Source organism: Streptomyces sp. NPDC127097 (assembly GCF_042724075.1).
GTDB lineage: Bacteria > Actinomycetota > Actinomycetes > Streptomycetales > Streptomycetaceae > Streptomyces.
Genome location: NZ_JBHXFI010000005.1, coordinates 38,358 through 50,760 on the forward strand (window position 1 = coordinate 38,358; position 12,403 = coordinate 50,760).

At 73.3% G+C, this 12,403-nt stretch carries 7 protein-coding genes; all 7 read right to left on the reverse strand.

Annotation, left to right across the window (positions count from 1 at the left end):
* Positions 1-3: 3 nt before the first annotated feature.
* The 7 genes from ACFWJW_RS06740 to ACFWJW_RS06770 all read right to left on the reverse strand — a co-directional run bounded on the left by ACFWJW_RS06740 (position 4) and on the right by ACFWJW_RS06770 (position 12,390).
* Complete coding sequence (locus ACFWJW_RS06740; RefSeq protein ID WP_387235941.1) at positions 4-1,104, reverse strand: substrate-binding domain-containing protein; 1,101 nt, start codon at positions 1,102-1,104, stop codon at positions 4-6.
* Between the two features lies 1 nt (position 1,105).
* On the reverse strand, positions 1,106-3,643 hold the full coding sequence (locus ACFWJW_RS06745) for a SpoIIE family protein phosphatase (protein ID WP_387235943.1): 2,538 nt from the start codon (positions 3,641-3,643) through the stop codon (positions 1,106-1,108).
* A 127-nt stretch (positions 3,644-3,770) separates the two neighbouring features.
* On the reverse strand, positions 3,771-7,178 hold the full coding sequence (locus ACFWJW_RS06750; RefSeq protein ID WP_387235946.1) for an SAV_2336 N-terminal domain-related protein: 3,408 nt from the start codon (positions 7,176-7,178) through the stop codon (positions 3,771-3,773).
* A 3-nt stretch (positions 7,179-7,181) separates the two neighbouring features.
* A complete protein-coding gene (locus ACFWJW_RS06755) occupies positions 7,182-8,135 on the reverse strand; it encodes an AAA family ATPase (RefSeq protein WP_387235949.1) in 954 nt (317 codons plus the stop codon).
* A complete protein-coding gene (locus tag ACFWJW_RS06760; RefSeq protein WP_387235952.1) occupies positions 8,132-10,270 on the reverse strand; it encodes a trypsin-like peptidase domain-containing protein in 2,139 nt (712 codons plus the stop codon). Before ACFWJW_RS06760 ends, ACFWJW_RS06755 begins: the two co-directional genes overlap by 4 nt.
* Positions 10,270-10,650: a CU044_2847 family protein gene (locus ACFWJW_RS06765; RefSeq protein ID WP_387235955.1), complete on the reverse strand. Its 381-nt coding sequence runs from the start codon at positions 10,648-10,650 to the stop codon at positions 10,270-10,272. Before ACFWJW_RS06765 ends, ACFWJW_RS06760 begins: the two co-directional genes overlap by 1 nt.
* A 75-nt stretch (positions 10,651-10,725) precedes the next feature.
* Positions 10,726-12,390 (reverse strand): FAD-dependent oxidoreductase, encoded by a 1,665-nt coding sequence (locus tag ACFWJW_RS06770; RefSeq protein WP_387235958.1) that lies wholly within the window; start codon positions 12,388-12,390, stop codon positions 10,726-10,728.
* Between the last annotated feature and the right edge of the window lie 13 nt (positions 12,391-12,403).

Here is a 12,403-nt window from a genome sequence, read left to right on the forward strand (position 1 = left end):
GCCTTACCTGAGGAGCCCCGCCTTCTTGCAGGCGGACTCGAATTTGGGGGTGCAGATCTGATCAATCGTGTACATGCCGTCCTTGACCACGGTGTTCTTGATGTTGTGCACATTCACGGAGACCGGCGTGAGCAGCACGGCCGGGATGCCGCGATGGGTGGGGCTGTTGACCGTGTGCGTCGTGATCCCCTTGAGCTTCTCGCCGCGGCCCAGCGCGACGGCCATGGCGGCGGCGGTGCCGGCCTCGGGCGCGAACGGCTTGTAGACGGTCATGGTCTGATCGCCCTTGACGAGGCGCTGAATGGCGGCGAGTTCGGCGTCCTGGCCGGTGATCGGCGGCAGCGGAGTGACCTTGGCGGCCCGCAGTGCGGCGATGATGCCGGCGGCCAGTCCGTCATTGGCGGAGTAGACGCCGTCGATATGGTCCGCGCCGAGCGCCGAAATGGCGGCGGCCATATTGCGATTGGCGTTCTCCGGCCGCCAGTCGCCGGTCTCGTAAGCCTTCCCGATCTTCACCTTGCCCTTGAGCGCGGCGAGCGCACCCTGCTTGAACCAGGCGGAGTTGGGGTCCGTCGCCGCGCCGTTCATCATGACGATCTGGGCGTCGCGCGCCTTGGGACCGAGCGCCTGGAGCAGCGCCTCCCCCTGAAGCCTGCCGACCGTCGCGCCGTTGAAGGAGACATAGGCGGACACCGGCCCCTCGACGAGGCGGTCATAGGCGACCACCGGAATCCCGGCCCGCCGCGCGCTCTCGACCGACGAACGGAGCGACTTGGAGTCGACGGCGTCCAGGATCAGCACCTGCACCCGCTTGGTGATCATCGCGTCCATCTGCTGCTGCTGAGTGGCCACATCGTGCTGTGCGCTGACCGTCTCCACCGTGCACTTGGGGCACAGGTGATGGATCTTCCGCTCGATCAGCGGCTTGTCGAAGTGGTAGAGGCGCGAGGTGTTGTCCGGGAGCAGTACCCCGATCTTCGGCGCGCCGCCGGAGGCGGACCCGCCCGGCTCCCGTGCCCCGCCGGCCTCCCCGCAGGCGACCGGACCGGCCACCAGACACACTCCGACCAGGACGGCCGCGGCACCACGCAGGCGAGCACGCACCTCAGCGCACCTCCTCACCGTTCCGCGGGCCATCGGTGGCGGCCGGCGTCTCGACGCCGAGCCGCTCGCCCGGCTCCACGGTGATCTCGCTCCACACCTGCTTGCCGCCGCTCAGCGGCACCGAGCCCCAGGACGCCGACATCGCCTCGACGAGCAGCAGCCCGCGGCCACCGGTCGACTCCCAGTCCACGCTCGCCGGCTTGACGGGGGCACGCGGCGAAGCATCGTTCACCCCGATCCGCAGCCGGTCCGCGGCCAGCGTCAGATCCAGCCGTACCTCGCCCTGGGTGTGCGCGATGGCGTTGGTGACCAGCTCGGACACCACCAGCAGGGCCACGTCCTGCTCCTCCGTCACGCCCCAGGACCGCAGGGTGCGCCCGGTGAAGCGCCGGGCGTGCATCACGGCATCCGGGAGCCGCCACACCGTCCAGCGGGCCCGGGTCGGGCGCACCCGCATCCCGTCGTAGCGCAGCACCAGGAGCGCCACATCGTCGTCGCGCCGCTTCGCGCTCCCGAGCAGCGCATCGGCGAGCTGACCGGCATCGGCCGGATCGGCCGCGGCGAGCGCCGCCCGCACCCGGCGGATGCCGTCCTCCAGCGGGAGGGTGGCCGACTCGGCCAGGCCGTCCGTGAGCAGGGCGAGCACGGTGCCGGGGGCCAGGCCCACCTCCGTCAGCGGGAACTCCCCGTCCGCGGCCACCCCCAGCGGCGGGCCGCCCTCGACCGGCAGTTCCTCGGTGCTGCCGTCGGGGAGCCGCAGCAGCGGCGGCAGATGCCCGGCCCGGACGAACCAGGCGATGCCCTCCTCCATGTCCAGGTCCACATAGCAGCAGGTGGCGAACAGATCGGTCTCCATGCCGAGGAGCAGCCGGTTGGCATGGGCGATCACCACATCGGGCGGGTGGCCCTCCACCGCGTAGGCCCTGATGGCCGTGCGCATCTGCCCCATGATCGTGGCGGCGCCGGCGCTGTGCCCCTCCACATCACCGATGACCAGCGCGACATGGCCGTCGGCGAGCGGAATGACGTCGTACCAGTCGCCGCCCACCTCCAGCCCCATCGTGGCGGGCAGATAGCGGGCGACGGCCACCCCGCCGGGCAGCGACGGCAGCTTGCGGGGCAGCAGACTGCGCTGGAGCATCGTGGCGAGCTCGTGCCCGGCGTCCAGCGCATGGGCGCGCACCAGGGCCTGCCCCACCAGACCCGCGGTCGCGGTCAGCAAGGACCGCTCCTCCGGCCCGAAGTGGTGCTCCTCGTCCCAGCCGATCAGGCACACCCCGACGATCCGGCCCTCGGCCGGCAGCGGCAGCACGGCGAGCCCACCGGGCCCGATGCCCGCGAGATCGGGTTCGAGGGCCGCCCCCGCCGGCCACAGGGCGACATGCCCGGTGCGCAGCACGCTCTCCAGCGTGGGCATCGACTGGCAGGCCGCATCGGGCCACTCGGACCGCCATTCGGACCGCCATGCGGCGGGCCACGCCGCGGGCTCCGGCGGGTCGAGCACGGACACCACGAACCGGTCGGCCTCCAGCTCGGCCACCGCCACCCGCTCGGCCGCCAGCGGCGCCCGCAGCGCGGCGACCACCACCCGGCTGACGTCCCGGATCGTCGTGGCACCGGCCAGCGCGGCCGACAGCCGCTGCACGATGGAGACCTCGTCGGCGGTGGGCCGCAGATACGAGGCGTCGGCGACCACGCCCAGCATCCGCGCCGGGGTGCCGTCGGCGTCGACCAGCACCCGGCAGCGCAGGCTCAGCCAGTGCAGCTCGCCATTGGGCCGGCGAATGCGGATCGACAGCTGCTGGCCGGCGGCGGGCAGCCCGCCCGGCTCCACGATCGACATCAGCGCCGGCACATCGTCCGGCACGGTGCGCTCCAGCAGCGTCTCCACCCGCCGGTCGAACTCCTCCGGGGCGATGCCGAACAGCTCCAGCACCTGGGCGTCCGCGTCCATCCGCCCGGTGCGCAGGACCAGCGTGAAGGCGCCGCCCCGGAGGGTGTCCAGCCCCGGGCCCAGCAGGGAGCGGCGCTCCGTCTGCGCCATGGCCCGGGCCGCGACGGCCTCCAGCCCCGCGGCCACCTGGTCGGCGTGCAGCTCCAGGAGCTGGCGACGGTCCGCGTCGAAGGCGTCGGTGGCCTTGTCCATCACCACCAGGCACCCCAGCCGCCGGACGGTCCCGCCCAGGGGCAGCACGCACAACGACACATCGGCCGGGGGCTTCCCGGCACCGTCCCAGGCATCCCCGCCGGGGCTGTCCGCGGCACCGCTGAGGTCGTACTCCGCGAGTTCCGCCGGGCCCAGCCACAGCGGGTCGCCGCTGCGGAAGGCCGCGGCCACCGGAGAGTTGCCGGACAGCGGATAGCTCGTCGGCAACCCATAGGGGACGCCGGAGCCTCCGACCATCTCGGCCAGCTGAAGAACGTCGTCCCCTTCGGCCGGCACATAGACGGCGGTCAGCTCAGCCCCGGTAGACCCAAGGACTCGTGCGGTCACTGCCTGCACCGCCTCCGTACGCCGGAAGCCGTCGTCATAAGCCACGGTCGCCGTATCCGCCCTCGGGGGCCAGGGCGTCCACCCCGCCACCGCCTCATCGGATATGTCGTGAAATTCCGTCTTCTCTCCATGGTGCGGCACGCAGGGAGCCCGGAGCTAGTCGGCGCGGTGGTCACGGTGTGTGATCGGGGAAGTCCTCCGCCAGCAGCACGGCGAGATCGAGGAACGCGTCCTGCGTACGGGCCCGCAGCCGGCCGAGATCGATGTCCCGCTGGCTGTCGAGGCGGTAGTCGAAGGGGACGAAGACCATCCCGCCCGGATGGCCGCGGAACTGCTCGGCGAAGTCGTCCCGCCGGGCCGGCCGGTCCGGCCCGGGAAGGCCGGTGACCGCGAGGACGGCACGCTCCGCCAGCTCCGGGTAACCGCGCTGCGCGAGCCGGGTCAGCAGCGCCTGTGTCTGCCCCATGCCGCGCTCGGTCATCCGGGTCACGACGACCAGACGGTGCGTCATCGACAGGGCGGTGTCGGTGACGCTCTCCGTCCGCAGATGCGCCCAGTCGGCGAGGACGACGGAGAAGTGCCGGCTCAGCAGCTCCATCAGCCGGCGGTACTCCTCCTCGTACACCGGAACCGGCGTGGTGCGGCCCAGGCCGTGGGTGAGCGCACGCAGCCCTGACGGGCCGTCCAGGGTGTGGCGCAGCACCGCCTCGTAGCTGTCGACCGCGGGCAGCGTACGGAGCAGATTGTGGCGCAGGCCGGCCGTGCCGCCGCGGTTCAGCCGGGCGGCCAGCTCGCCGACCGCGTGGCCGGCGTCGAGCGCGATCACCCGCCCGCCGCGCGCGGCGGCCAGCAGCGACCCCAGGGCGACCGTGACGGTGCTCCGGCCGACCTCGCCGTCGACACCGACGACGGTCGTCCGGTAGCTGAACCGCAGGCGGGCCCGGACCAGTTCCAGCTTCCGCTGCTGCTCCGGCCCCATCCGCCGCCGTCCCAGCCGGGGCGCCGGAGCGCCGCCCCGCGACGGCCCGGCCGACGCCTCGTCGGGCGCCGCGGAGCCGTCGTCGAGCGGGACCTGCGGCCCCGGACGGAACGAGTAGTGCGCCGCGCTCCGGGCGCCGTCCGCGTCACCGGACTCGCCGCCGCCCGTCCGCAGCTCCGTCGCCATCGGCACGTAACGGGCGAACGCCTCGGCGACCTCACCGGCGGTCGGGCGGCGGCCCGGGTCCTCGGACAGGCACGCCGTGACGATCTCGCGCAACGGCCGCCAGGTGTCGCCCTGCCACAGCGCCATGTCGCTCTCCGCGGACACCGGGACGTGGTGCTTGTCCCCGAGCCGGCGCAGGATCTGGCCCAGGGACTCGACGTTGTCCGCCATCGTGGGGACGGCTTCCGCCCCGCGGGCCCGGAACTCCCCGTCGATGCCGCACCGGCCCAGCCCGGTCAGCATCAGCGAGCGCCCGACGACATGCACGCTCTGCGGCGTCAGTTCGGGGAGCACCAGCCCCTTGAGGTGGCAGAGGTTGACGGCGCTCGCCAGATGCCATCCGTAGGCGATGGACAGCAGGGTGTCGCGGCGCAGCTGGGAGCCGGTGGCGGCCCGCAGCAGGCTGCTGAGCTGCGGCGGCGGCCCGCCCTGGTCCTGCCCGGACGGCCGGTAGAGCTGCATGGCCAGCCACGGCGGCTCATCGCGCGGGCCGGTCGCGAGCAGCAGCGGCGCATACTGGCCGGCCATCCGCCCCAGCGCCTCCGCCTCGGTGGCGAGCATCGCCGCCGCCTCGTCCGGCGCCCCCGGCCTGATCACCCGGACCGCGGCCTCCTTGCCGTGACGGTCACGGCCCAGGTACACGAGCGACCGCGCGCCGGGCTGCCGGCCGTGCAGGGTGTACGGGCCCAGCCGGCGCGGATCGCGCGAGGTGAGGGGGCGCCAGCCGTCGGGGCCCGCGGGCTCGGTGTCGTCGTCCGGCGGCGCCACCTGCACGGAGGCGCCGAGCCGGGCCATCAGCCGCCGCTCCACGGAGGAGAAGGCGCGCGAGCCGGCCGGGAGGTGGTCCATGCCGTCCGGATGCGCGAGCCAGGCGGGGAAGTCGGGGGAGCGCCCGGCCAGTTGCTCCAGCCGGCGGCCGATGTGCCGGCCGGTGCGCAGGAGTTCGGGCGTGGACACCGCGTCCAGGAGCGCCGACTTGGCCCCCTCGGGGAAGTCGAAGATCCGGTGCTGGTCCCGCAGCGGGCCGGCCACCGGCGCCTCGACGGGGTGCATCAGCCCGCCCAGGAACACCTCGGCCAGATGGGCGGTGTCCGCGGACCACGGCACCGCGGACTGCACCAGCCGCATCACCGGCACGGAAGCGGGCGCCACCGCCGCGATATGCGCCGCGAGCCGGTACGCCTCGGGGGAGGCCGCCGCGCGGAAGTGCCGTACGGAGTCCGTGCCGTCGCCGGACGGGACGACGGGGCGCCCGGCCGGGGCGTGCAGCAGCGGGAGCTGGACCGTGCCGCCGGTCGAGGCGAGCAGCCGGGACCAGGCCGAGACGGGGCCCGCGGAGGTCTCCAGCACCGGCACCGGCAGCCCGTGGAACGGCGCGAGGTCGGGCGGCAGAACCGGGTCGCTGACGCTCCACGAGGCCCCGGCGGCGCCGCGCCGGCGTGTCGTCACCCGCCAGCGGCCGGCCTGGATGCCGGAGCCGCCCCACAGTCGCGGCGGCAGCGCATGCAGCACCGCCACCGGCCCGTTCGCCGCCCAGCGCCCCAGCACCCGGTGCATCCGGCCGTCCCGCCAGGCGGCCCCCATACCGTCGCTCAGCAGCAGGATCAAGGTCTGGCCCGACGGGTCGGCCAGCACCGCCGGCGGCAGCGAGGTGGCGTCCGGGTCGAACGGCCGGCCGCGCAGCAGCGGGGCATCGGGCCCGCGGGTGTCCAGCCCGTGCACATGGACCATCCGGAACGCCCCGACCCGCTGCATCATCGTCCGCCACTCGACGGCGAGCCGCCGCCACAGCAGCATCGACATGCCGTCGTCCACCACGAGCGCGAGGTCGAGCCAGCGTTCGTGCCCGGGACGCAGCACGACATCGGGCAGCCCGCTCTCGGCCAGCGCGGCCGCCGTCGCCGCCTCGTCGAACTCCTGGACGCGGGTGGTGGCCCGGCGCTGCCGCAGCGGGCGCAGGGCGCGGCCGATGCCCAGCTCGCCGAGGAGCGCCTTGTTCTCCGGGACCCGCAGCGGGATCGCCGCACTCGTCTTCGGCGGCAGCGGGAAATCCCGCCGGGGCGGCCGCGGCACCGTCTTCGTCTCCGGCGCGGCATGCAGATCGCCACCGAGGTCGTCCAGCGGCAGGACGTCCGGAGGTTCCGCTTCCGCCATGGCCTCGTCCGGCGGGGGCGGCGGCGGTGGCTCCGGGCACGGCTCGCCGGCCACCGACCGGTGCCCGGGGCCCAACGCCCGGGCGAGCGGCGCCGATTGCGGGCCGGTCGGCAGCCGGCCGGCCAGCCAGAGCGCATCGAGCAGGGAGTGCCGGTCCAGCTCGACACCGGCCCCCGCGAAGACCACGAGCACCTCCCGGAGCCGGTCCGTTCCTCCTGTCATCGCTCAGACGGTCCCGCCGAGTTGGTGCAGCACGGCGTCCAGCAGCCCGTCGGCGTCCAGATCGACGCCGCCGGCGCGCAGGAAGACGGCGTTGAGCAGCTGGTCGGTGGCGAGTTCGCCCGGACCGCGGCGCTGGAGGAACGACCGGAGCAGGTCCTCGACGCCGTCCAGCGCGCCGTCGCCGAGGTGGGCCGCCACGATGGCGCGCAGCCGCTCCTCGTCGGGAGTGGGCAGATCCAGCCGGATACAGCGGCGCAGGAAGGCCGGCGGGAAGTCCCGCTCCCCGTTGCTGGTGATCACCACGACCGGGAATTCGGTGCACAGCACCTTGCCCCGCTCCACCGTGACCGGGTCCTGGGAGTCGGCCGCCAGCACCTGGATCACCGACTGCGCCTCCGGCAGCCTGGCCAGCTCCGGGATCTCGAAGACGCCCTCCTCGAACACGGTCAGCAGATCGTTGGGCAGATCGACGTCCCCCTTGTCGAGCTCGTCGACGAGCAGCACCCGTGGCCGCGGGCCCGGCACCAGCGCCGTGCCCAGCGGGCCGAGGCGGACGAAGCTGCCGATGGACGGCTCGGCCTCCCCGCGGTCCCGGCTGAGGGTGGTCTCCCGCAGCCGCCCGATGGCGTCGTAGCGGTAGAGGGCGTCCTGGACGTTGGCCCGGCTGTTCACCGGCCAGCGCAGCACCTCACCGAGGTCGAGCTCATGGGCGACCGCCCGGGCGAGCGAGGACTTGCCGGTGCCGGCCGGGCCGGTGACCAGGAGCGGCCGGCGCAGATGAAGCGCGGCATTGACCACGTCGGCGTGCTCCGGAGCGATCAGATACGGCAGCGGCCCGGGGGCGCCGCGCCGCGAGCCGCCGAACCTGCGCCAGGGCGGGGCCTGCGGCAGGGTGACCCGGCGCTGGGTGCCGTCTCCCTGGAACAGCCGCCAGTCGGCGGCCGGTTCGGCGTTCATAAGAGCTCCGTGGGTTCGGAAAGCTGGAGTTCGGGCAGGGCGCGGTCGGGGTCGGCCCAGGCCAGGACGGGCCTGCCCGGGTGGTCGGCGGGACGGTGCAGGGTCTTGGCGCGGTAGGAACGGACCTGCTCGGGGAGCGCACGGGCCGGGGCGTCCGCGACCTGCTGGACGGCATGCGAGACCTCGTGCGCCGGACCGCGGTCCCACAGCACGACGGGAACGCCCATGGCCAGACACACCTGGATGATCTCCATCCGGGCCCGTGCGGACACCTCGACCGACACCCGGGCGGCATCGCGCCGGTCGAGCAGCTTGCCGTACACCTCGCGCACTCCGGTGGACGGACCGGTGATGCGGAGGGGGCCGGAGGATTCCAGATGTTCCCAGCGGTGGCGCCAGTCGGTGAGGAAACGCTCGTTGCGGCGCAGGAGTTCCGGGCAGTGCACCACCAGGGCGTACTCCGCGCCCAGCACCCCCGGGATCAGCCCGTCCGCATCGGCGAACTCCCACTCGTCCACGGGGAGTTCGAGACAGTCACGGTCGAGGAGGACCTCGACGACCGGCCGGACGCCCTCGGGCGCGGACCGGCAGAGCCGCTCCAGGAGCTCCAGCACCGCCCCGGCGGTCTCGGCCGCGCTGTACCGGCGGCCGGTCTCGGTCGGCGCCCGGTGCGGGCCCATGCCGTCATCGGTCCACAGGCGCAGATGGAAGGCGTCCGCACCGGCCTTGACCAGATGCACCAGCAGCCTCGGTGGCCGGGTGCGGCGGCGCCGGCCGAGAGCCCATTCGTCCGCGTCGGCACGGCGCTCCCGCAGCGAGGACGCGGGGAGGCCGAGCCGGGCGGCGACACCGTCGGCCCAGAGCCGTAGCCGGGCCCGCTCCGGGGCGGGACACAGCACCGCCACGAATTCGACCGCCCGCAGCAGGCCGGGCACCCGCAGTTCGCCCGGCCCGGAACGGCTGTCGCCGGAGAGCTGCTCCAGCCTGCCGAGCAGCTCGGGAAACCCGGCGTCGCAGGGGAGTTCGGCGACCAGCGGCAGCGCGGCCCGTACGGCCTCGGGCAGCAGATCCACGAACTCGTCCGGCAGCCCGGCCAGCAGCGCCAGCAGCCGGTCGTGCTCCCGCGGCGACAGCAGCCGGGGCACCGCGGACAGCTTCCCCGCCGCGATCAGCGCGGTGACGGCCCCCGGGTCCCTGGAGCGCAGCGCCTCCGTCAGCGCGGCCAGCGCCCGCTCCTCGGTCACCAGGATCCGCGCGAACTCCTCCGGAGACGGGGCGGATCCGTCCGTGGGGTGCCCGAGACCGCAGCGTTCGGCGACCGCCCTGGCGTAGTCGGCCCGGAACATCGGTGCGGGCAGCACATTCGCCAGCAGATCGGCGAGCACGGCCTGCGCGGGGTCGTCGTCGCGCACCGGACGGTCGAGCAGGGACCCGGCGCCGGCCGCCCGCAGCTCCGCCTCGATCCGCTGCCACGGGATGCCCCAACTGCGGCGGGTGACATGCCGGGAGTCGTAGACCTGGTCGACGGGCGGCAGCATGCAGGCGGCCACGAGTCCCACCACCGCCCCCTCGGCCTCCGACCACAGGGGACCGCCGCTGTAGGCGGGCCCGATCGCCATACCGGACAGCGCGCCGTCCAGGTAACCGACCCGGCTGTCACAGGTCTTCACCCGGACATCGGCGTACGAGCCGCTCAGCGCGCTGCCGTGCCAGGCGCGCACGGACTGGCCCACCCGCATCTGCCGGAACTCCGGCGGAGCCGGGCAGCATAACGCGGCGCCGACCCTGAGGACCGCCAGATCGCCCGCCCACTCCAGCTCGCCGCGGCCCGGCGGACCGTCGCCTCCGTCGAGCCGCCGCGGCGGGACCCAGTGGACGGTCTGCGCCTCGTGCAGCTGCGCACCGGACGGGCCGTGGGTCTGCACCCGCAGCGTGACCCCCTCCGGCCGGCGGTCGTCGAAGAGCTCCTTCCCGAGGGCGTCATTGACCACATGGGCGCAGGTGAGCAGGTGATGCGGCGTCAGCACCACGGCCGCGCCGGCCGCTTTGCCGTCCCCGGCATCCAGCACCGACGCCACCCGGAACCGGGGATCCGCCGGATCGTCGGTGCCCGATACGGCGCGGAACCAGCCCATTACTCCGCCCGCTGCGGCTGCCAGGTCGCCGTGATCGTCAGACTCGCATGGCCGTTGGCCCCGACGATGCCGAGCTTGAGATCCTGGCCGACCTGCACCCCGAACTGCACCGACATCTCGTGCGGCGGTCGTTCGGACGCGGTGACCGCATCATGGATCTCCTGGAGCAGCGGCCCGAGCGGCCGCAGTGTCGTACGCATCGCCGCGACGGCACCGGCTCCGGCCGCCGCGCCGCCACGGGCCACGGGTACGGTCGGGCCCATGCCGTCCGGCAGGTCGGCCTCGGGGGAGTGCGCCGGGGGTGCGGCAGCGGTCGCCGGGGCCAGCTCCAGGCGGACCGACGTCCCGTCGGCAAGGCTGAGTTCTGAGAGTTGGGGCACACCTCCATTGTGCCGATCATCCGTGCTCACGGCAGCGGAACGGACGGAACATCCCCGAGGTTCGCCGTGGCGTGGTCAGCGGGTGTAGGGCTGGACGGACTGGGCGTGACGGAAGACATTGCGGGGGTCCCAGTGCTCCTTGACGGCCTGGAGGCGCCCATAGTTGTCGCCGTAGTACAGGCGGTGCGAGGACTCGCCGGAACGGTTCCACTCGGGGTCGTCGAGGTCGGTGTCGGGATAGTTGATGTAGCACCCGTCGGTCACCGGCTCCGGCTGCCCGCCTGCCGGGGCACCGGTCGGCGCCAGGATCGGCACCCCGCCGGTGTCCCGGTAGACGTCGCGGTAGAACTCACGGATCCAGCGCAGATGCGGTGCCGCGATCGCGGGGTCGATCTCGGCGTCGAGATAGTCGGTGACACCGTCGTGGTTGGCGTCCTGGTCCCAGCTCCAGTACGTCTGGTACTGGAGCTTGAGGACCGAACTGCGTTGGTAGACCGCGGTGTCACCGCTGTCGGCGAGGTTGATCGCGCCGCCGTACGAGTCGACCTGGAGCAGCGCCTGGGGGTTGTCGTAGTCCTCGGTCGACAAGTGGTCGTAGATGGCGTCGAGTTGCGCTTCGGTGAAACCGCGCCGCATGTACGCCGACTTGTACTTGCCGCACTGGTTGTCGCCGGAGCCGTTGAGCGTCTGGGTGGCGGTGAGCCAGGGCAGCCGCGTTGGCACGACCAGGCCGCCCATGGGGGCGTGCTCACCCATCCGCCGGTCCAATGGGGTGGGCTCGACGTTCAGATCCTGGGTGATCCAGTCGAGGAAGGCGTTCAGCCGCTGCGCGCTGTCCGGCCTGGTGGCGTCGAGCTGGGTGATCAGGCCGATCTTGCCGTTGGCGCGCTGGTTCAGCTTCAGCAGGGTGAACATATCGCTGTAGTCGCCGCGGAGGGAGGCCGGGAGCCGGGTGGTGTTCTCGTACTCGAAGAACAGCCCGTAGTTGCGCACCAGCGACTTCAAACGGTCCGGGTACCCCAGCAGTTCCTCCCACGGCCACGCGACGGCGTGCAGCAGGACCTGGGAGGGGGGCTCGGGCAGTCCCTTGAACCAATACCGGGTGACCACGCCGAAGTTCCCGCCGCCCCCGCCGGTGTGGGCCCACCACAGCTCCCGCAGCTCCGGTTCGGGCGAGTCGCGGCGCGCGATCACGACCTCCGCATGCTGCCCGTCGCGGACGACGACGACCTCCACCGCGTAGAGGTAGTCGACGGTCAGCCCGTGCTGCCGGGACAGCAGTCCGTAGCCTCCGCCGGCCACATGGCCGCCGGCGGCCACGGAGTAACAGGAGCCGCCGGGCAGGGCGACCCCGAAGGGGGCGTAGAGGTGCGTGGCGACATGCCAGTTGTTCGCCCCCGACTCCACGCAGTACGCGCCCATCTCCTGGTCCAGGTAGGCCCGGTCCAGCTGCCCCAGGTCGACGATCACGCCCACGTCGTCCCCGCAGACGAAGTTCTCGTAGCAGTGGCCGCCGGAGCGGACGGTGAGCCGCCGGTGGAGATCCTCGTCGGAACGGTGGCTCGCCAGATACTTGTTGACCGCGGCGACGACCTCACCCGTCGAGCTGACCACCGACACATAGTCAGGTGTCGCGATGAAGCGCTGGTTGAACCCTCTCCGCAGGGCCTCGTAGCGGGCGTCGCCCCGGCCCACCTCGATCCCGCACTCGACTCCGGCCTGGATCTGCTCGACAGCCATGTGACTCCCCTCG

Excerpts from the sequence above, each read along its gene's own strand:
- ACFWJW_RS06750 (WP_387235946.1), bottom strand. The coding sequence starts at position 7,178 with ATGACAGGAGGAACGGACCGGCTCCGGGAGGTGCTCGTGGTCTTCGCG.
- ACFWJW_RS06755 (WP_387235949.1), bottom strand. The coding sequence starts at position 8,135 with ATGAACGCCGAACCGGCCGCCGACTGGCGGCTGTTCCAGGGAGACGGC.
- ACFWJW_RS06760 (WP_387235952.1), bottom strand. The coding sequence starts at position 10,270 with ATGGGCTGGTTCCGCGCCGTATCGGGCACCGACGATCCGGCGGATCCC.
- ACFWJW_RS06770 (WP_387235958.1), bottom strand. The coding sequence starts at position 12,390 with ATGGCTGTCGAGCAGATCCAGGCCGGAGTCGAGTGCGGGATCGAGGTG.